Source organism: Streptomyces sp. TLI_185 (assembly GCF_003814765.1).
Lineage (GTDB): Bacteria > Actinomycetota > Actinomycetes > Streptomycetales > Streptomycetaceae > Streptomyces.
In genome coordinates, this window is sequence record NZ_RKRB01000001.1 from 1,902,966 (window position 1) to 1,923,525 (window position 20,560).

Genomic DNA, 20,560 nt, shown 5'->3' on the forward strand with positions numbered 1-20,560 from the left:
CCTGCCTCCAGTTGAGTAATCCAGCCTCATCCCCACCGCCACCCCGCTAGGGTCTCGAAAGAACTTACGAGGATCGTGCGCTTGGCCGTCAGGGGGGACGGACGCCGTACGGGGCGTACCTCCCCTTTCGCATGCCATACGGCCGCAGTCCGGCACGAGGTTCAACAGGGAGGGGCACCACCGTCATGGGACGTCACAGCTTGCCCGATCAGTATGGGGCGGGCGGCAGCGACCCCCGTCCACGGGCGCGGCGCCGCACGGTGGCCGTGGCGACGGTGCTCGTCCTCGCTGTCGCCGGCGGCGCGGCGGGCGCGGTCAAGAGCGGGCTGCTGTCGTTCGGCTCCTCCTGCCAGGACGACCCGGTGCGCCTGAGGCTCGTCGCCTCGCCGGACATCGCCCCCGCCCTCACGGCCGCGGCGCAACAGGCACGGCGCAGCAACATCACCTCCGACGGGCGCTGTGTCGCGGTCATGGTGACCGCGCGCGACTCGCACAAGGTCGCGGACGCGCTCGCTGTCGGCAGGAAGCCGGACGCGCAGCTGTGGGTGCCGGACTCGGAGCTGTGGATCGACCGGGTCACTGCGGACAACGGCCCGATCGACGTGACTCCGGTGGGTGCGGTCGCCTCGACGCCGATCGGCGTCGCGATGGTGCCGACGGCCGCGAAGTCGCTGGGGTGGCCGAAGAAGACGTACAGCTGGGTCGACCTGGTCGGCACCGCCATGCAGGACAAGTCGCTCAGGCTGGGCGCGGCCGACCCCGCGCGCAGCGCCACCGGGCTGCTCGCCCTCACCCGGCTCAGCACGGCCGCCGCCGGGCTCAAGGGCGGCGACACCCAGGCCGCGGCCATGATGAAGACGCTGTCGCAGCGCACCGCCGACAGCGACAGCCAGGTCGTGGAGACACTGCCCCGTGACTCCTCGGGCACCGAGCTGGGCAACCCGAAGCGGAACCAGGCGCTGGTGCTGTCCGAGCAGGCGGCGTACACGTACAACTCCTCGGCCGGCAGCGGCGGCAGCGTGGACATGTTCTACCCGAAGGACGGCTCGCCACGGCTGGACTACCCGTTCGCCACGGTCGACGAGCTGACGACCGACGAGAGCAGGGCCGCGCTGCGGTTCATCAACTACCTGCGGCAGCCGGCGCAGCTGCGGCTGCTGCAGAAGTACGGCTTCCGCACCTCCGACGAGGAGGCGCCTCAGGCGGTGGTCGCCGAGGCAGGCGGCAGCAGCCCGCAGCCGTACACCGAGCCCACGCCCCAGCCGGCCTCGGACGCCGCGCTCCAGGAGACCCTCGGCACCTGGACGATCACCGTGCAGAGCGCCCGGCTCACCACGGTCGTGGACGCCTCCTCGTCCATGTCACAGCCGGTGCCGGGGACCGGCCAGTCCCGCATGGACGTCACCAAGGGCTCCCTGCTGCAGGCCCTCGCCACCTTCACGCCCGAGGACGAGATCGGCCTGTGGGAGTTCTCCACGAAGCTGGACGGCGCCAAGGACTACCGCATCCTGGTGCCGACCGAGCGCCTCGGCGACCAGAAGGGCGGCGGAACCCAGCGCGACCGGCTCTCGGCGGCCTTCAACGCCCTCCAGCCGGTCCCGCACGGGGCGACCGGGCTCTACGACACCACGCTCGCCGCATACAAGGCGGCGAGCTCGTCCTACGTCAAGGGGAAGTTCAACGCGCTGGTCGTCCTGACCGACGGCGTCAACCAGGACCCCGGCAGCATCTCCCGCTCAGAACTCATCACCCACCTGCAGAAACTCACCAACCCCGCGCGCCCGGTACCCCTCATCATGATCGCCGTGGGCCCCGACGCCGACCGCCAGGAGGCCCAACAGATCGCCGAGGCAACAGGCGGCTCGGGCCAGTCGGTCAGCAACCCGTCACAGATCCAGTCGGTGATGTTGAAGGCAATCGTGGCGGCGGGATCCAGGGGGGATGACTAAGCGCCCCAAAGGGGCGCGGGGCTGTATCGATGTGCGGCTCCGCCGCGTGGGCGCGACCAGCCACGACTACGCCGCGGACGACACATCACGCCCGCGGCGAAGCCGCAAAATCGGCAAGGCCGGCGGAGCGCTGAGCGCAGCTCAGCCCAAGGGCACAGGCTCCGGCAGCCCCACCGGCCAGGTATGCACCGGCTCCCCCGCCTGCATCAGCTCGCTGTACCTCCGGGTCGTGGCCGCCAGCGCGGCATCCCGCGAGAGCCCCGTCTCCAGCGCCCGGTGGAACGTCGCCGCCTGCCAGGTCGCACCGTTGACCCGGCGCCGGCAGCGCTCGTCGATGACGCCCAGGTAGAGGTCCCGGTCGGCGGGTTCGACCCCCCACGCGTCCAGGCCCGCCTCGGCGAGCGGGAGCAGTTCGTCGCGTACGAGGCTCACCGCGTCGACCTGCATGGTGCCGCCGTACCGGCCCCGTCGCGGCCACTCCAGGCGGGCGTCGATGCCGTGCTTGCAGGCGGCGTCGAAGTTCGCGGCGGCCGCCTCGAAGGGCAGCCGGGTCCACACGGGCCGCGACTCCTCGGCGAGGGCGCGGACGAGGCCGTAGTAGAAGGCCGCGTTGGCGATGACGTCGGTGACGGTGGGCCCGGCGGGCAGGACGCGGTTCTCGACGCGCAGGTGCGGGACGCCGTCGGCGATGCCGTAGACCGGGCGGTTCCACCGGTACACCGTGCCGTTGTGCAGGACGAGTTCGGCGAGCTTGGGGACGCCGCCTTCGTCGAGGACCTCCAGAGGGTCCTCGTCGTCGCAGATCGGCAGCAGGGCCGGGAAGAACCGCAGGTTCTCCTCGAACAGGTCGTACGCCGAGGTGATCCAGCGTTCCCCGAACCAGGTGCGCGGGCGCACGCCCTGCGCCTGCAGCTCCGGCGGCCGGGTGTCGGTGGACTGCTGGAACAGCGGGGGCCTGGACTCGCGCCACAGCTCGCGGCCGAACAGGAAGGGCGAGTTGGCGCCTACGGCGATCTGGGCTGCCGCGACGGCCTGCGCGGCGTTCCAGACGTCGGCGAAGCGGCCCGGGGTGACCTGGAGGTGCAGTTGTACGGAGGTGCAGGCCGCCTCCGGGGCTATGGACTTCGAGGTGCAGGTGAGGTGCTCCACGCCGTCGATGTCGAGGACGAAGTCCTCGCCGCGGGCGGCCACGATCTGCTCGTTGAGCAGGGCGTAGCGGTCCACGTCGGAAAGGTTGGAGGACACCAGGTCGTCCCGGTCGAGGGTCGGCAGAATGCCGATCATCACGATTCCCGCGTCGAGCTCCCCCGCTTTTCGGTGGGCATATGCCAGCGAGGTCCTCAGTTCCTCCGTGAGCCGATCGAATACTCGCCCGCCCAATCGATGTGGGGCTATGTTGACTTCCAGATTGAACATGGCGAGTTCTGTTTGGAAATCACGGCTTGCGATCCGCTCGAGAACCTGTGCATTGAGCATTTTCGGCATGCCGTCACCACCGGCCAGATTCAGTTCGATCTCCAACCCCATGAGGTTCTTCGGGCGATCGAACCGCTTCTCGTCCAGGAGTCGCTCCAGCCCCGTCAGACACCTGCGGAGCTTGTCGCGGTAGTGCTGCCGATCGGACAGGTCGAACCGCCCTGCCACGACCTTCTCCCCCATCGAAGCGTCCCTCCTCGAGTGGGCGGCCCGAAGATCCGGCCGCCCGATGTCGGGGTCACGTGGGATGATGCCCAGCCGGGGCGATCGATAACGTCCCCGCGCGGGGACGTCGCCCGCTACTCTGATGAACGTGACCGGTGGCACATTCACCGGGCATGGGGCACGGCGCAGTTTCGGGCCGTCGACGAACTCGTGAAAAACGCCGACGAGAATTGGCCGACCGCTGCCCAGGTATTTCCCGAGGTCACCGGCGCAAGAGCGGACCGGAATCGGGATGATTCCCACGTATCGCAGACCGGATGCACCCTTGCCAAGTACACCGGAAACGACTAGACGAAACACCGTCTGAACACATGTCGTATAAACTCCGCGAACAAGACAGAGGGTCGGCACCCGCGGTCATGGAACCTGCCGTCGAGGTGACGTGCGGCAGGCCTCACCCACACGCCTCGTTCCCAGGACCCGGCCCCCGTCCCTCTGGCCCCGTGAGCAGACAGCGCCGTCCGCCCCCGCCCTCGCGCCACCGTGCCTGTCGAATGAGAGGCGACCCACCATGCCGCTGCATGTCCCCCCGGCTCCCGCGCCCGCCCTTCGCACCGTCCTGACCGCGCTCGGTTCCCCCACCGCGGTCCGCGAGGCCCGAACTCCCTCGCTGCTGCACTCCCAGGGCCCCGCCACACCCGAACTCCCGCTGCCCGTACACGTACTGGACGAACTCAGCCCCGCGGGCGCGGCCGCCACCCGGCTGGCCGGGTGGCGCTTCCTGATCCGCTGCGGCGAGCGCTCGGTGGCCGCCGCCGACACCATGCTGACCCCCGACGGCTGGGCCTTCTCGCACTTCTTCGAAGGCCCCTACATCGCCTCCACCGAGCGCGCCCTGCGCCAGGCCGAGACGATGAGCCAGCCCTACCAGCCACGCCTGCTCTCGGTACCCAGCCTGTACATGCTCACACTGTGGCTGCACGGCGACTGCACCGCGGACGGCGCGACCGGCCACCCCGCCGCCACGGACCTGCTCGTCCCGCTGGCGCCGGCGCCGCCCGGGATCGCCGCCCACCGCCCGCACCGCGTCGCCGAACTGCTCCCGGTGCTCACCCATCGGGTGACTCCCGTCCCACTACTGGGCTCGCCCGCCTGACCACCGCCCGTCGCCACTCCTTTCGTACCCCGCCCCGGAATTCCGCGGCGGGGTACGACGCTTTTTCGCCGACAATTCGCTCGTACGAGCAACTAATTGCTCGTACGAGCCGTAAAAGTGGCCTGACCTGGAAGGACTAGCCCCATCCGGCCACTGAGAACCACCCGAAGTGACAGTGCAGTTGGACTGAACCGTCCGTGCGGGGGATGCGTCCTCAACCTGTGAGAAGCGGTGCTGCGAAATCCCTGCGGATTGACGCCCGTGGGGCAACACTGGGACTGGACCGACTTATCACTACGGGGGGGCGGCCATGAACGGAGCTTCAAGCCGCGGGACAGACAAGACAGCCATCTCACACATCACGACAGAGCGAAAGATCCCATCAATGTGCCAGCACCAGCCACCGTGTCCGACAGCCCACTCCGCCGACCGGGAATCCGCCCGACTTGTGGCGCACCACCCGGAGCAGGGATGGAGCCTGCTGTGCAACGGCGTTCTGCTCTTCGAGGACACCGGTGAGCTCCTGCCCGACGGCCAGATCATCGCGCCGCACCGCCCGCCGACCGCCGGCCAGGTGATGACGGCCGCCTGAGCGGCGCCGGGCGGTGCGTCACACCACCCGGAGACTTGAGGGGCCGGTCGCAAGGTCATCCTGCGAACCGGCCCCGACGCATGTGCGGCGGCGATCACTACGCGTAGTTGCGCGATGCCGGCCAGGTCGACGGAGGTGGGGAATTGGCAGCAGACGAGGCCGGGGCCGAGGCGCCGTCCGAGGTCCTCGGCAAGGTCACGATCACGGAGATCGCCCGGCAGGCCGGGGTCTCCGTGCCGACCGTGTCCCGGGTCGTCAACGGCCGCTCCGACGTCTCGCCGCAGACCCGCGCCCGGGTCGAGGACCTGCTGCTGCGGTACGGCCACCGCAGGCGCTCCGCCGCCTCCGCGACCGGCGCCGCCCTGCTCGACCTGGTCTTCAACGACCTCGACAGCCCCTGGGCGGTGGAGATCATCCGAGGTGTCGAGGAGGTCGCGCACACGGCCGGGGTCGGCACGGTGGTGTCGGCGATCCACGGCCGCTCCGGCGACGCCCGCGAATGGATGCGCAACCTGCGGGCCCGGGCCTCCGACGGCGTCGTCCTCGTCACCTCGGCGCTGGAACCGGTCCTGCACGAGGAGTTGCGCGCCCTCGGTGTCCCGCTGGTGGTCGTCGACCCGGCGGGCTCCCCCGCCCTGGACGTCCCCACCATCGGCGCCGCCAACTGGTCGGGCGGCATGGCGGCCACCGAGCACCTGCTGTCCCTGGGCCACCGCAGGATCGGCCTCATCGCGGGCCCGCCCAGGCTGCTGTGCTCAAGGGCCCGCTTCGACGGCCACCGCGCCGCCCTGGAGGGCGCGGGCCTCGCGGTCGACGAAACCCTCGTCGTCCCCGGCGACTTCCACCCCGAGTCCGGCTTCACCGGCTGCAACACCCTCCTCGACCTGCCCGAACCGCCCACGGCCGTGTTCGCGGCCAGCGACCAGATGGCACTCGGCGCGATCGAGGCACTGCGCCGACGGGGCCTGCGGGTGCCGCAGGACATGAGCCTGGTCGGTTTCGACGACCTTCCGGAGGTCCGCTGGTCGGCCCCGCCGCTGACGACGGTGCGCCAGCCGCTGGCCGACATGGGCAAGCTGGCTGTCCGCACGGTGCTGCGCCTGGCCCGCGGCGAACAGCCCGCCTCACCACGGGTGGAGCTGGGCACGGAGCTGGTGGTGCGGTCGAGCACGGCACCCCCGGCGCCCTGACCGGGGGTGCCGGACCCCGGCGGTGCTCCCCACTGCACCGCCGGGGCGTTCCGGAAATCCCCTACTTGCCTCCCAGCGCCTCCCTGATCGCGAAGTACGCGGGCTTCGGGGCCAGTTGCTCGTCCCACGGGAGCGCGGCGCCCTCTCCCGGGAAGAACGCCGGAATCCACGAGTACTTGTCGGTGTAGTCCCAGACGGTGATTCCGACGCATCGCCGCACCGCCAGGCACGCCTGGGTCAGGTTCCGGTACCACTGCGCCTGAGTAGCCAGCTTCTCCGTGTCCGCGGGAAGGATCATCCTGACGTCGACCTCGGTGAGCGCGGTGTCGAGACCCAGCCGCGAGAAACGGCGCAGGTTGTCCTCCAGGCTGGTCGGATAGCCGTACTGGAGGGCCAGGTGGGCCTGGAGGCCGATGCCGTCGAGTGGGACGTGCCGGGCCTTGAGGCCCTTGGCGAGTTGGTAGTAGGCGTCGCTCTTCGGGCCGACCGCCTCGATGTTGTAGTCGTTGAGGTAGAGCTTGGCGTGCGGGTCGGCCTGGTGGGCCCAGCGCAGGGCGTCGGCGATGTAGCCGGGGCCGAGCGTCTTGTACCAGATCGTGTCGCGGTAGGTGCCGTCCTCGTTGAAGGCCTCGTTGACGACGTCCCAGGAGTAGACCTTGCCGCGGTAGTGCCGTACCTCCGTCTGGATGTGCTTCTTCAGGACGGCCCGCAGCTCGGTCGCCGTCCATTCGCGGCCGGTGAGCCAGTCGGGCAGCTGGCTGTGCCAGACGAGGGTGTGGGCGCGGATCCGCTGGTGGTTCTTAAGGGCGAGGTTGACGATCTCGTCGCCGTTCGTCCAGTCGAAGACGCCTTGTTGGGGCTCGGTGGCGTACCACTTCATGCCGTTGCCGGGGGTGATCATGTCGAACTCGCTGCCGAGCATGGCCGTGTAGGCGGTGTCGGTGAGTTCGGGGTTGTCGGTGGCGCTGCCGAAGTAGCGGCCGTGGCGCTGGGCCAGTTCCGCGAGCGTCGGCTGCTTCTGGCTCGCCTGGGCCGCGGGGCCGGTGGCGATGCCGGCCGCGACCAGGGCGGCCGCGACTGCTCCGGCGAGTCTGAGACGGGTGGTCTTGCGCATGGTGCGACTCCTCACGGTGTGTGGTGCGGGGCCGTACGTCCGCGGGCGCGCGGTCATCCCTTCGTGGCGCCGGCGGTGAGGCCGCCGACGAGCTGGCGCTCGGCGACCGAGTACAGGGCGAGGGCGGGCACCATCGCCAGGACGAGGTAGGCGAAGACGCGCGCGTATTCGGCCGAGTACTGGCCCTGGAACTGCGCGACGCCAAGGGGCAGCGTCCACCACTTGGAGTCGGTGAACACCAGCAGCGGAAGCATGAAGTTGTTCCAACTGGCGACGACGGCGAGGACCGAGACCGTGCCGAGCGCCGGCCGTGCCATCGGCAGCAGCACCCGCCAGAAGAACCCGAAGGCGCTGCACCCGTCGAGCGTGGCCGCCTCCTCCAGCTCGCCCGGGATCTGCCGGAAGAAGCCGCGCAGGATGATGATGGTCATCGGCAGCCCGTACGCGGCCTGCGGGAGGATCACGCCCAGCGGATTGTCCAGCAGGCCGAGATAGCGCAGGAGCAGGAACAGCGGCAGGGCGGCCACCGCGAAGGGGAACATCAGCCCCATCGTGAAGAAGGTGAACAGCACCTCCCGCCCACGGAACGTGAACCGCGCGAAGGAGAAGGCCGCAAGCGCGGACACCGCGACCACCAGCACGGTCGTCGCCACCGCGACCAGGGTGCTGTTGCCCAGCAGCCGCCAGAAGTCGCCGCCGCCGAGGATGTCGGTGTAGTTCCCGGTCAGCCAGTGTTCGGGCAGCCCGAACGGGTTGCGGGAGAGCTCGGCCGTGGACTTGAAGCCGGACAGCAGGGCGTACAGCAGAGGAACGATCATGACCGCGCCGACGGCGACGAGGACGACGTGCAACGGCAGTTTGCGCAGGGTCTTCACTTGCCGTCTCCCCTCATGTTCGTGGTGGCCCCTTCGAGGTCGCGGCGGAGCACGAACCGCTGGTAGGCGAGGGCGAAGACGAGGCAGATGCCGAACATGACCACGCTGATCGCGCTGGCGTAGCCGACCTGGTAGCGCTTGAAGCCGAACTGGAACATGGTCACGGCCATCGTCTCGGAGTGGTGGTCGGGACCGCCCTGGGTGATCACCCACACCAGGTCGAACAGCTGGATCGCCCCGATGACGGAGAGGAAGACGCTGATGCGCAGGGTGGGCGCGAGCAGCGGCAGGGTGACATTGCGGAAGCGCTGCCAGGGCCCGGCGCCGTCGATCAGCGCCGCCTCCGTCAACTCGGCCGGGATGGACTGGAGTCCGGCCAGGTAGAGCATCATGTGGAAGCCGAAGTACTTCCACATCAGGACGAGGAACAGCGTCGCCATGACGTAGGAGGGGTCGGCGAACCACTCCCCGCCCAGGCCGTCCAGGCCGATGGCGCCCAGGACGTGGTCGGCGAGCCCGTCGTCCGGGGCGAACACCATGCTGAACAGCACGCCGGTGATGGCCTCGGACAGGACGTACGGCGCGAAGAACAGCATCCGGTACACGGCGCGGCCGCGCAGCCGCTGGTTGAGCGCCACGGCCATCGCCAGCGCGAACGGCAGCTGCAGCACGAGCGACAGCACGACCAGGACCAGACAGCGCCACAGGTCGCCAAGGAAGACGTCGTCCTGGAAGAGCCGGGTGAAGTTGTCGGTGCCCGCGTAGTCGGAGGGCATCCCGAAGCCGCCCCAGCGGAAGAAGGCGGCGTACAGCGCGAACAGCATCGGCAGCAGGACAAGACCGATGAACAGCACCAGCGCGGGCACTTGGAAGCCGACCGCGGTGAGCCAGTTCAGCAGCCGCCGCCGGGCCCGCCCCCGCGCGAAGTCCGCGGCGGGGGGCGGGAGTTCGACGCCCGGGCCGCTCCGCTTGTCCGGAAGGAACGTGGAGGACGTGGAGGACGTGGAGGTCATCGCCGACTACTGCTCTTCCTTCGCGGTCTTCGTGATCGACTGCGTGACCTGCTCGGGGGACTTGGAGCCGGCGATGAGCGCGGCGACGCTGTCGTTGACCTCCTGGCCGACGGCCGGGGCGTACGCCTGGTCGAGGAAGAGCTGGAAGCCGGTGGCGGCCTTCAGCTGTGCCTGTACGGCTTCGGGGTTGGGGTCGGACATGGCACTCTCCGCGCCCTGGACGACCGGGAGGGTGCCGGTCTTCTTGACCAGTTCCATGTCGGTGGACTTGGAGGCGAAGAACTTCAGGAAGTCGACGGCCGCCTGCGGTGCGCCCTTGCGCAGGGCGTGTCCGCCGCCTCCGCCGAACACCTCGGTGATGGCGCCCTTTCCGCCCTCGACCGCGGGGAACGGGAAGAAGCCGAGGTTCTTGCCGAGCCCCTTGCCGGCGTCGGCCTGCACGCTCGGGGCCCACTGGCCCATCAGCTCCATGGCCGCCTTGCCGTTGCCGACGGTCGCGGCCTCTCCGGTGGGCGTGGAGTAGGCGGCGCCGAGGAACCCCTTCTGGAACGGCTGGAGTTGGACCAGATCCTTGAGGTGCTGCCCCGCCTGGACGAACCCGGGGCCGGTGAAGTCCTTGTCGTCGCTGGCCTTCTGCAGCGCGTCGATGCCCGCGGTGCGCATCGAGAGATAGGCCCAGTAGTACATGCCGGGCCACTTCTCCTTGCCGGCGAGGGCGAGCGGCGTGATGCCCTTGGCCTTCAGCTTCCGCACGGCGTCGAGGAAGCCGTTCCAGGTGGTCGGGGGCGTGCTGATGCCGGCCTGCTTGAAGAGCGCCTTGTTGTACCAGAAGCCGACCATGCCGATGTCGAACGGGATCGCGTACGTCTTGTCGTCGAGGATGTACGGCTTCTTGGCGACCGGCAGCAGGGCGTCGGCCCACGGCTTGGTCTTGTCGGAGAGGTCCTCGACGAGCCCGGCGTCGACCTGCTGCTTGAGGACACCGCCGCCCCAGGTGTGGAAGATGTCGGGGAGCTTCCCGGAGGCGGTCAGCGCCGTCATCTTCGACTTGTAGGAGTCGTTCTCCAGCTGGACGATCTTTATCTTCACCTTGGGGTTCTGGGCCTCGAACTTCTTGGCCAGACCGGCCCATACGGTCTTGGCGGGTTCGGTGGTGGAGATGTTCCACCACTCGATGGTGGTCGTCCCGTCCGACGACCCGCCGTCCGAGTCTCCGCCGCATCCGCTCAGTGCCGTCATGCCCAGACCGGCCGCGGCGGAGGCCGCCAGGAAGCCGCGGCGGGACAGTGCCCGGTCGCCCATAATGCGCTCCTTGGGTAGGGACGGCGCGTCCACGACCGTCCGCTGGACCGAAAGTTTCGGAGATGATCCAGAAAGCTGCGTTGTTGCCGCACCCTAGAGACAGCTCCCAAAGGGTGGCAACCCCTTGTACACGGTGAATCTGCGGAGAACGCGCACGCCATCTCGGCTCGTTGCTCTCAACCACATGCGCTTCACACCAAGCAGGGTGCGAAACATTCGGCGGAACGGGCGAACATTACGAAACCACCAGGACCGTTCAGTGCCCGCTTCACACCGTTCGGCGATGCGTGTGCCCACCGGCCACCAAAGGGACACAAGGGCACTCGTGACTCCTGCACTGAATCACGCATCCACGTGATCCAGATCACAGAGGGAAGCGGAGATGGTCTTCAACGCGGACCTGATCACCGACAAGAACCTGGTCGCGGTGGTCCTCCCCCTCGTCCCCCCTCGCACTCTTCTGTTTGGCGGGCCGGCCCAGCTGCTGGCCGGCATGCGGGAGTTCCGCAAGGGCAACACCTTCGGCGCGACCGCTTTCTCCTCCTTCGGAGCGCTCCGGCTCGCGTACGCCGCCTACGCGAAGTTCGTCGCGGGCACCCTGACGGCGCATCACCGCACAGCGCTCAGCCGCAGTTACTGCCGCCGGTCCGCGGAATGCGGCTCTACCCCCGTCATCAGGATGTCAAGGCCGCGCCGCGTCGTCGCCAGGACGACACGGTCGCCCGGCCGCAGGGTCCGTCCCTGGGCGGGACGCCAGTCGAAGCCCGTCCGGTCGGGATGCAGCCCGGTGAGGCCGCCCTCGGCCTCCGACGCGGGGAGCGGCCCGGCGGCGGTCCCGACGGCCAGCACACGCCATTCGTTCTCCCGGAACGCCTCGTGCACGGAGCGCCCCCTCCAGCTCGGGGTGCCCGGCCACGTCCACGCAGGTGAACAGCAGCGAGCCCCGCTCCACCGGCATCACCCCCAGCACATGGCGGCCCATCATCGCGGCGGCGAACGAGGGAGCGGCCAGCGCGGAAACGCTCCTGCTCCGGGTGAGGGCGTCCGGGTAGGAAGCGCGCAGGGTGCGCTGCACGGTGGCTGCGAACGCGTCGTCGTACAGGCGCGTCACCACCCGCACGGCAGGGTTGGTCTCCCGCACGGCCATGACGATGTCGAGGTTCTGGCCGTCGTCGCGGGTGAGGACGAGCAGCGAGCCGCTCTGCCGGACGCGGGCCAGTTCGAGCACACCGGGGGCCGTGGCGTCCTCCAGGATCAGCGGAGTGCCGAGCCGGCGGGCGAGGGCGACGCCGCGGGCCTGCGGGTCGCGTTCGATGGCCACCACCTGGTGGTGGGTGGCGCGCAGCCGGTCCAGCACCCGGGTGCCGACCATCCCCAGACCGACCAGCACGATGTGGCCGTTGACGCCGTCGTCGGGCGGATGACTCGCCGAGGCGGTGCGGAAGGCCTCGGTGGCGTTCATGGTCGCGGCGACCACGAGCGGGAGTACGGCCAACCCCACGAAGCCGGCCAGGAGTTGGAGCACTCGTCGGGCCACCGACTCCTCGGTGGCCGGGTCGCCCATGGTGAAGATGTCCAGCAGCGGCAGATAGAAGTTCTTCCACCACGGATGCTCGTCGGCGAACAGCGCGGTGGCGGTCGCCAGCGCGAGGACCACCGCCGTCAATGCCCCGTAGACGGCCGCGAGTTGATGGGACAGGAAGACCTTCCACGGCAGGTGTGCGAGCCGTGCCCGAAGCCACCGTCGGGGGTGCAGGCGCCGCGCGCGGGCGGTCGCTTCGGACGCGTGGTGGGTCACCTCCTCCAGCATCAGCCTGCCGTGCGTGAACTGCCGGTGGTGGGCGGTCCGGGTGTCGGGCAGCAGCTGGGTGCCCTCCTCGCCGGGCGTCTCCGCGCTGTCCTGGCTGGCAGGGTCGTCCTGGTGGGCGCCGGACAGGACGGCCAGAGTGGCCAGGTCGGTGACGTTCGGCGGGGACCCTGCGGGCCGTACGACACCGCGGAACACCTTGCCCTCGACCTCGAGGGTGTGCCCGTGGCCCAAAGCGGCGGCCGCCACCAGCTCCGGTACGGCGGTGTCGGCATCGGAGAGCACCGTGGTGGAGGTGTCCTGGGCGAGGTCGTCGCACAGTCCCGCCGCCCGGTCCAGCAGCCGCTCCAGATGGCGGCCGCGCTCGCGGTTGAACATACGGACGACCAGCCGCACCGAGGGGTTGATGGTCCGGGCGAGCAGCGCCGCGGTCATGTTGACCTGGTCGTCCCGGTAGGTCAGGGCGAGGGCGGCGGCCCGCTCGACACCCGCCGTCCGCAGGGCCCGCTCGTCGGGGCGGACGGAGACGTGCAGCTCGACCGGCGAGTGCGGGTCGTCGTGCAGCGCGGCGATCTCCGCGCCGCGCTCGTCGCTCGCGGACGGCAGCACGACCGTGACGATCTCGCCACACACGGCGTCCAGTTCGACGGCGAGCCGGTGCGCGAGAGCGTCGTCGCCGCAGATCACCATGTGCTGCGATCTCTGGCCGGGGGGTATGCCGATGGGGAGAGTCGATGTCACATCAGGCAGAACGCCGCAGCTCGCGAGGGCAGTTCCGGCGGGAGGCCGCCCGGGATCCAAGACTTCGCCAAGAACATGCCAACAACCTCCGCCCCGCCGCCGCACCGACCCGAATCAGCCGCCACGGTCCAGGTCAACCGCCACAGCCCACGTCAAGAGCGTTGACACTGTCTTGACGTGCGCGAGGCGGATAGGGTGAAAGCGGTGTGCCGGGAAGTCTGGTCGGCCGGGAGCCACGGTGGCTCCCGTGAAGGCCCCAGGGGGAAGGCATGCGCAGCGTCGGCACGGTACTCGCACTGGTCGTACTGGCCACCGTGGTGGCCACGTTCGCGCACCGTCGGCGCATCCCCGCACCGTCCCTGCTGGTCGTCGCCGGCCTCGCCGTGGCCCTGTTGCCGGGCACCCCCGAGATCGAGACCAGCCCCGAGATCATCGGCCTGGTCGTACTGCCCCCGCTGCTGTACGCGAGCGCTGAGGATTTGTCCTGGCGCGAGCTGCGCGCGGTGTGGAAGCCGGTCGGGATCCTCGCGATCGGCCTGGTCCTGGCGTCGGCGGCGGCGGTCGGCGCGGTGGCCTCGCTGGTGACGCCCCTGTCGTGGCGGATGGCGTTCGTGCTGGGCGCCGTCCTGGCCAGCACCGACCCGGTGGCGGTCACGGCACTCGGCAGACGCCTCGCCCTGCCTCCCAGGGTCCAGGTCCTGGTCCAGGCGGAGAGCCTGTTCAACGACGCCACCTCGCTGGTCCTGTTCCGGGTCGCGGTGAGCCTGGCCGTGGCGTCCGCGGCGGCGAACTGGGGCGCGGCGGGCGGCGAGTTCGCCGTGCTGGCGGGCGGCGGCACACTGATCGGCGCGGCCGTGGCCCACGTCGTCACACTCATCCGGCGGCGCACCGAGGACCCGGTCCTGGAGACGGTGATCGCCCTGGTCACGCCATACGCCGCCTACGTCCTGGCGGAGGCGGCCCACACCTCCGGCGTCACCTCGGTCGTGGTGGCCGGAGTGGTCCTGGGCGGACGCGGCGAGAAGCTCACCAACGCACCCATCCGGCTCCAGCTGCACGCGGTGTACGGCACCGTGGTGTTCCTGCTGGAGAGCGTGGTGTTCTCGCTCATCGGTCTGGCTCTGCCCGCCCAGGTACAGGCGCTGTCCCACAGCCACCGGGCGTGGCCGCTGTACGCGCTCGCGGTCGCCGGCACTCTGGTCGCCGTCCGGCTGCTGTGGCTGGCCCCCCTGTCGGCGGTGGTACAGCGCAAGGGGGGCATCCGTCCCATGAACTGGCGCGTCCCGATGGTGCTGACCTGGGCGGGCACCCGGGGCGTGGTCCCACTGGCCGCGGCGCTCTCCATCCCGGAGACCACGAAGAGCGGCGCGGCGCTCGCGGACCGCCCCCTGGTACTGGTCCTGACCACCTCGGTCGTGGTCGTCACCCTCGTGGTCCAGGGCTTCACCCTGGCCCCCGTGGTCCGCCGCTCCGGCATCGCCCTCGAACCCGACCACACCGAGCGCGAGGAGGCCGCGGCCCGCTGCCGCCTCGCCGACGCGGGCATCCGGCGCCTGGAGGAACTCTCCGAGCTGGAGGCCGTCCCCGAGGTCGTTCTCGACCGCCTCCGCCGCGGCCTCACCGCCCGCCTCGACGACGCCCGCGACCGACTCACCGACCCCACCGGCCAAAGCGCCCCTGGCGAATCCGCCGACCTGGTCTACCGCCAGCTGCGCCGCGACGTCATCGCCTTCGAGGCAGTGGAGCTGCAGCGCCTGTACGACGAACACGCCATCAGCGACACGACGCGCAGGAGGCTGCAGCGGTCGTTGGACCTGGAGGAAGCCCGCCTGACGGACATCTGAGCCACGACGGCCCCGCCCACGGCAGCGCCCCACCCACCACCGACCGTTCCTCCGTGCCGAGTTCGCGAACTGCCGCCATCGATGTCCGTCACCTCCACACACGCCATGACGCTGGGTATCCGGTCCCGATCGCCGGGCCCCCTCCCTCAGACGGCCCAAACAACCGCTAACCATTCCAAAAGATCCCTTCCTGGGCGCCGCTCCAGCCGAGCAGCGAGTCTTAACGGAAGCTTGACGCCGTCGCCCGCCTCATCCGTGGGCCCATGCGTCACTCTCCGCTTACGCTGGTGCCGCCGTCCGCGTGATGGCCGGAATCCACACGCTGAGCCGCACATCAGGAGCACGCCGATGGCCACGACCGAGCACCCGCCTCCCAGTCGCCTGCGCGCCTGGATGCTGGAGGGCCTGTCCGACATGGGCAAGGGCGTCCAGCAGGCGCCGCACGCCCAGCCGGAGCCCGCGCACAAGGGGCAGCGCTGGTACCGCGTGATGTGCCTGACCGGTGTCGACTACTTCTCGACCCTCGGCTACCAGCCCGGCATCGCCGCCCTGGCCGCCGGCCTGCTGTCACCGGTGGCGACCGTCGTCCTCGTGATCGTGACGCTCGCCGGCGCGCTGCCGGTCTACCGCCGGGTGGCCGAGGAGAGCCCGCACGGCGAAGGTTCGATCGCGATGCTGGAGCGGCTGTTGTCGTTCTGGAAGGGCAAGCTGTTCGTCCTGACCCTGCTCGGTTTCGCCGCCACCGACTTCCTGATCACCATCACGCTGTCGGCGGCGGACGCGTCGACCCACCTGGTCGAGAACCCGCATCTGCAGAGCACCCTGCACGGCCAGCAGATGTTGATCACCCTGATCCTGGTGGCCCTGCTCGGCGCCGTGTTCCTCAAGGGCTTCCTGGAGGCGATCGGAGTCGCGGTCGCCCTGGTGGTGGTCTATCTCGGGCTCAACGTGGTCGTCGTGGTCGTCGGCTTCTGGCACGTCCTCACCGCGGGCCACCTGGTCACCGACTGGACCAGCGCCCTGACCACGGAACACGGCAACATCTTCGCCATGATCGGCGTCTCCCTGCTGGTCTTCCCCAAACTGGCGCTCGGCCTCTCCGGCTTCGAGACCGGCGTCGCGGTCATGCCGCACGTCCAGGGCGACCCGGGCGACACGGAGGAGAACCCCAAGGGCCGCATCCGCGACACGAAGAAGCTCCTCACGGCCGCCGCCCTGATCATGAGCGTGTTCCTGATCGCGACGAGCTTCATCACCACCGTGCTGATCCCGGAGAAGGAGTTCAAGTCGGGCGGCCAGGCCAACGGACGCGCCCTCGCCTACCTCTCGCACGAATACCTGGGCAACGCCTTCGGCACGGTCTACGACATCTCGACCATCGCGATCCTGTGGTTCGCCGGCGCCTCCGCGATGGCCGGCCTGCTCAACCTGATGCCCCGCTATCTGCCCCGCTACGGCATGGCCCCGCACTGGGCCCGTGCCGTGCGCCCGATGGTGATCGTCTTCACCCTGATCGGCTTCCTGGTCACCTGGATCTTCGACGCCGACGTCGACGCCCAGGGCGGCGCCTACGCCACCGGCGTCCTGGTCCTGATGTCCTCGGCCGCGATCGCGGTGACCATCGCCGCCCGCCGCGCGCAGCAGCGGAACTGGACCATCGGCTTCGCCACCGTCTCGGCGGTCCTGCTCTACGTCACCGTGGCCAACGTCGTCGAGCGCCCGGACGGCGTCAAGATCGGCGCCTGCTTCATCGCCGGCATCATCCTGGTCTCCCTGCTGTCCCGGCTCGCCCGCGCCTTCGAGCTGCGCGTGACCAGCGTGACCCTGGACGACATGGCGGAACGTTTCATCCGCGACATGTCCAGCCGCAAGATCCGCTTCATCGCCAACGAGCCCGACAAACGAGACAAGGCCGAGTACCGCGACAAGATCGAGCAGATCCAGAACGACAACGACATCCCCGGCGAGGACTTCGTCTTCGTCGAGGTCACGGTCCTCGACCCCTCCGAGTTCGAAGCGGGCCTGACGGTGCGCGGCGAGGTCCTGCACAACCGCTACCGGGTACTGACCCTGGAGTCCTCCTCCATCCCGAACGCGCTGGCCGCCCTGCTCCTGCACGTCCGAGACTCCACCAAGTGCACCCCGCACATCTACTTCGAGTGGACCGAGGGAAACCCCTTCGCCAACTTCCTGCGCTTCTTCCTCTTCGGCCAGGGCGAGGTCGCCCCGGTCACCCGAGAGGTCCTGCGCGAGGCGGAACCGGACCGGGCCCGCAGGCCACGCGTCCACACGGGCTGAACAAGGTTCCCCTGTACAGCTCCGCCGCGGAGGCGCCCTGAAGGCCTGAAGGGGCGCGGGGCTGTATCGATGTGCGGCTCCGCCGCGGGGCGCGACCAGCCACGGCGGCGCGGCAGACGATCGACGGCTGATCGAGGCAGATCGAGCCCCCGCGGCGGAGCCGCACATCGGCACACCCCGGCGGACCCGGGCCGGCTCGCCGTACGCGGCCCGCCTCACCGCCGCATGGTCCGAACGGACGCCCTCGTCGCCGTGGCCTCGGCCACCGCATCGACGACGAGACCGCCCAGGCGGCGCTCAGGGCTTCGGGACTCTCGTGAGGAATCCGCGCCGCTGCGGACGTACCACCACTTGACCGAAGTTCATACGGCCGTGAATCTCGACGCGCAGTTCCACAGGCACGCCCGAACCGGCCGCCGAACGGTTCTTGACGCTCCCGTACTCAAGCACCAGCGAGTCTGTGTCCACCACGACGCCCGGCCGGGTCAGCAGCTTCAGTGCGCCTCCGCGCAGGTCCACTTCGATGTCCAGGGTGTCGTGCGCGATCACCGCGTCGGTGAAGTCGAGCGTCACCTCGCCCCACTCCGAGTCGATCTCCAGCCGCCGCGGCACCACCCAGCCGTCACCGCGCCGGGCGGAGGCGCCCCGTTGCTCGATGCGGTCGACGTCCTTGCCGGCGACCTCCGAGGCCGATTCCGGCAGGTCCACCGTGAGAACGGCGAGTTCGCCCAGCGTACGGGCGGTCAAGGCCGCCTCCACCCGCTCGTCCAGCTCCTCCGCGGTCAGCCGACCGTCCCCGGCCGCGACGCGCAGCACCTCCACGACCCGGTCCCGGTCCGCATGCGAGGCCCTCAGATCGAGCGACGCCACGCCACTGCGTGAAAGCTCAGCCGACATACCCACACCCCGAATCCCCGACGTCGGACTGACGCTATATCGCGTTATACCCAACGCTCAACCCCACGTCCACCAGGGCCCGTTCCCCGCCCTATCGTGACCGCATGCAGAGCTACACAATCGGCCAGGCAGCACGACTGCTCGGCGTGAGCCCCGACACCGCACGCCGCTGGGCGGACGCCGGCCGGGTCGCGACCCATCGCGACGAGGGCGGCCGACGGCTCATCGACGGCCGGGACCTGGCCGCCTTCTCCGTCGAACTCGCCAAGGCCGGCAGCGCCGAGGAGGAGACCTCCTACACCTCGGTCCGCAACGCCTTCCCCGGCATCGTCACCGCGATCAAACTCGGCGACGTGGCGGCCCAGGTCGAGATCCAGGCAGGCCCGCACCGCCTGGTCTCCCTGCTGACCCGGGAGGCCGTGGAGGAGCTCGGCCTCGAGGTCGGAATGGAGGCCACCGCACGCGTGAAGTCGACCAACGTGCACATCGACCGCACCTGACCCCGAACGACTCCCGCCACGGCACCGTTCCAGCGCACCGCCCCGCCGGACCCGGCAGGCTGCCGGTGCAGGATCCGCAGCGCTGCCGGCCCTGACCGCCTGCTCCTCCTCCGACGACTCCTCGTCCGCCACGTCGGGCTCCTCCGCACCGGCGTCCCAGTCGCCGAAGCTGTCCGGCACCGTGACCGTCTTTGCCGCCGCCTCGCTCCAGAAGAGCTTCACCACCCAGGGCAAGAAGTTCGAGAATGCCCACCCCAACACAAAGGCCGCCTTCAGCTCCGCGGCAGCGGCAGCCTTGCCGCGGGCATCACCGGCGGCGACAAGGTCTCCTCCCGGACAACCGCCTTACGCACCCTCGCCGGCCTCACCACCGACGGCCACCTACGCCTGTACGGCACCGAGTTGGCCCGTACACCCCGCGAGTCGCGCCCCTTCGGCGTCGTCTTCCAGGACCACTTCCCCTTTCCCCACCTCACGGCTCTGGACAACGCGGCTTCGGCCCCGCTGCCAGGACGCCACCGAGGCCGAGTCCCCAACCGCGGCGGCCGAGTGGCTGACCCGCGTGGGCCTCGCCGACCACGCCGTCACCAAGCCCCGCCACCTCTCCGGCAGCCAGCCCCAGCGCGTCGCCCTCGCCCGCGCCCTGGCGACCAACCCCCGCCCCGACGTACGGGCCCGACGGCCCGACTCCGCCGCCACCTGGCCGAGTTCGAGGGAATCGCTCTCCTCGTCACACACGATCCACTGGACACCATGGTGCCGGCCGACCGCCTGGTGGTCATCGAAGAAGGCCGCGTCGTCCTGGAGGGCACCCCCTCCGACATCGCCCGCCCCCCGTACCCCGCACCGACTACATCGCCCAGCCGGTCGGCCTCACTCTGTACAAGGGCCAGGCGGAAGGCCAAACCGTCCACCCGGACGCCGACCCCACCACCACCGCCACGGAGATCCTCTTCGGCCCGGCGTTCACGGCGTTCCCGCCGAGTGCCGTCACCCTCTTCCGTGACCCGCCCCCCGGCTCCAGCGCCCGCAACCCGCCGACCTCACCACGGTCGTCGCGACCGAACTCGACCTGCACCCGGCCGCCACGGTCTGCGCGATAGCCAAGGTGACGCAGACACTCGCATAACCGGCATAACACCCCATTGGGGCTACGGTGGACCCGGACACGAAGCCCTCAATCCCCCACCCCCTGCGAGGCGTTCCCCATGAGCCCCATGAGCCTGAGCATCCGCAACCAGATCCCCGGGACGGTCACCGCCATCACCCCGGGCGAGGTCATGGCCACCGTCAAGGTCCGCCTCACCGGCGGCCAGGACATCACCGCGGCGATCACCCTCGAGTCCGCCGAGGAGCTCGGCCTCGCCTCGGGCACCGCCGTACGCGCCCTGGTGAAGTCGACGGAGGTCTCCCTGGCCACCGCCCCGGTCGAGGGCCTGTCCATCCGCAACCAGCTGCCGGGCACGGTCACCGAGGTGACCACGGGCGGCGCGATGGCCTCCGTGAAGGTCGCCGTGGACGGCGGCGAACTGACCTCAGCGATCACCAGGGACGCCGTCACGGACCTCGCCCTGACCAACGGCACACCCGTCGTAGCCCTGATCAAGTCGACGGAGATCTCACTCGCGACGGCGTAACGGG

The 20,560-nt window shown here is 70.0% G+C and carries 15 protein-coding genes and 2 pseudogenes; 10 read left to right on the forward strand and 7 right to left on the reverse strand.

All coding sequences use genetic code 11. The annotated features are described in order from the left end of the window. Positions 1 to 185 precede the first annotated feature (185 nt). Positions 186 to 1,949: a substrate-binding and VWA domain-containing protein gene (locus EDD92_RS08625; protein ID WP_123963764.1), complete on the forward strand. Its 1,764-nt coding sequence runs from the start codon at positions 186 to 188 to the stop codon at positions 1,947 to 1,949. Between the two features lie 141 nt (positions 1,950 to 2,090). Here EDD92_RS08625 and EDD92_RS08630 read toward each other — a convergent pair whose 3' ends face one another. Then, the gene (locus EDD92_RS08630; RefSeq protein ID WP_123963765.1) at positions 2,091 to 3,608 is read right to left on the reverse strand and encodes a glutamate-cysteine ligase family protein; all 1,518 of its coding nucleotides are present in this window, start codon (positions 3,606 to 3,608) and stop codon (positions 2,091 to 2,093) included. A 553-nt stretch (positions 3,609 to 4,161) separates the two neighbouring features. Here EDD92_RS08630 and EDD92_RS08635 point away from each other — a divergent pair. From EDD92_RS08635 to EDD92_RS08645, 3 genes are all read left to right on the forward strand, one after another. Further along, positions 4,162 to 4,746, forward strand: coding sequence for a hypothetical protein (locus tag EDD92_RS08635; protein WP_123963766.1), 585 nt, complete (start codon positions 4,162 to 4,164; stop codon positions 4,744 to 4,746). Positions 4,747 to 5,131: 385 nt separating this feature from the next. Then, the gene (locus EDD92_RS08640) at positions 5,132 to 5,338 is read left to right on the forward strand and encodes a DUF5999 family protein (protein ID WP_123963767.1); all 207 of its coding nucleotides are present in this window, start codon (positions 5,132 to 5,134) and stop codon (positions 5,336 to 5,338) included. A gap of 143 nt (positions 5,339 to 5,481) precedes the next feature. Continuing rightward, the gene (locus EDD92_RS08645; RefSeq protein WP_123963768.1) at positions 5,482 to 6,528 is read left to right on the forward strand and encodes a LacI family DNA-binding transcriptional regulator; all 1,047 of its coding nucleotides are present in this window, start codon (positions 5,482 to 5,484) and stop codon (positions 6,526 to 6,528) included. Between the two features lie 61 nt (positions 6,529 to 6,589). Here the strand turns inward: EDD92_RS08645 and EDD92_RS08650 are convergent, their stop codons facing one another. Genes EDD92_RS08650 through EDD92_RS08665 form a run of 4 tightly spaced genes read right to left on the reverse strand, consistent with a single transcriptional unit; the run spans position 6,590 to position 10,832 of the window. Continuing rightward, positions 6,590 to 7,642: an endo-1,4-beta-xylanase gene (locus tag EDD92_RS08650; protein WP_123963769.1), complete on the reverse strand. Its 1,053-nt coding sequence runs from the start codon at positions 7,640 to 7,642 to the stop codon at positions 6,590 to 6,592. Between the two features lie 53 nt (positions 7,643 to 7,695). After that, entirely contained in the window at positions 7,696 to 8,460 is a 765-nt protein-coding gene (locus tag EDD92_RS08655) for a carbohydrate ABC transporter permease (protein ID WP_260327292.1), read from the reverse strand. Between the two features lie 53 nt (positions 8,461 to 8,513). After that, the gene (locus EDD92_RS08660) at positions 8,514 to 9,530 is read right to left on the reverse strand and encodes a carbohydrate ABC transporter permease (protein ID WP_123963771.1); all 1,017 of its coding nucleotides are present in this window, start codon (positions 9,528 to 9,530) and stop codon (positions 8,514 to 8,516) included. A gap of 6 nt (positions 9,531 to 9,536) precedes the next feature. Further along, positions 9,537 to 10,832 carry an extracellular solute-binding protein gene (locus EDD92_RS08665; RefSeq protein ID WP_123963772.1) on the reverse strand — a complete coding sequence of 432 codons (1,296 nt, stop codon included), beginning with the start codon at positions 10,830 to 10,832 and terminating at the stop codon, positions 9,537 to 9,539. 382 nt (positions 10,833 to 11,214) lie between these two features. Here EDD92_RS08665 and EDD92_RS08670 point away from each other — a divergent pair. Beyond that, positions 11,215 to 11,430, forward strand: a pseudogene (locus EDD92_RS08670) (GPR1/FUN34/YaaH family transporter); the annotation flags it as partial. A gap of 84 nt (positions 11,431 to 11,514) precedes the next feature. On the opposite strand, the gene EDD92_RS08675 reads toward EDD92_RS08670, so the two are convergent. Then, entirely contained in the window at positions 11,515 to 13,329 is a 1,815-nt protein-coding gene (locus EDD92_RS08675) for an NAD-binding protein (RefSeq protein WP_260326415.1), read from the reverse strand. A gap of 320 nt (positions 13,330 to 13,649) precedes the next feature. On the opposite strand from EDD92_RS08675, the gene EDD92_RS08680 reads away from it, so the two are divergent. Further along, a complete protein-coding gene (locus tag EDD92_RS08680) occupies positions 13,650 to 15,224 on the forward strand; it encodes a Na+/H+ antiporter (protein ID WP_123963773.1) in 1,575 nt (524 codons plus the stop codon). 348 nt (positions 15,225 to 15,572) lie between these two features. Further along, complete coding sequence (locus EDD92_RS08685) at positions 15,573 to 17,522, forward strand: APC family permease (RefSeq protein ID WP_123963774.1); 1,950 nt, start codon at positions 15,573 to 15,575, stop codon at positions 17,520 to 17,522. A gap of 297 nt (positions 17,523 to 17,819) precedes the next feature. Here EDD92_RS08685 and EDD92_RS08690 read toward each other — a convergent pair whose 3' ends face one another. Then, on the reverse strand, positions 17,820 to 18,419 hold the full coding sequence (locus EDD92_RS08690; protein WP_123963775.1) for a DUF1707 domain-containing protein: 600 nt from the start codon (positions 18,417 to 18,419) through the stop codon (positions 17,820 to 17,822). 104 nt (positions 18,420 to 18,523) lie between these two features. Here EDD92_RS08690 and EDD92_RS08695 point away from each other — a divergent pair, with 104 nt between their 5' ends. From EDD92_RS08695 to EDD92_RS08710, 3 genes and pseudogenes are all read left to right on the forward strand, one after another. Next, the gene (locus EDD92_RS08695) at positions 18,524 to 18,919 is read left to right on the forward strand and encodes a molybdopterin-binding protein (RefSeq protein ID WP_123963776.1); all 396 of its coding nucleotides are present in this window, start codon (positions 18,524 to 18,526) and stop codon (positions 18,917 to 18,919) included. 315 nt (positions 18,920 to 19,234) lie between these two features. Next, positions 19,235 to 20,048: pseudogene (locus EDD92_RS51005) on the forward strand (ATP-binding cassette domain-containing protein); the annotation flags it as partial. Between the two features lie 88 nt (positions 20,049 to 20,136). Further along, positions 20,137 to 20,556 (forward strand): molybdopterin-binding protein, encoded by a 420-nt coding sequence (locus EDD92_RS08710; RefSeq protein WP_123970323.1) that lies wholly within the window; start codon positions 20,137 to 20,139, stop codon positions 20,554 to 20,556. Positions 20,557 to 20,560 lie beyond the last annotated feature (4 nt).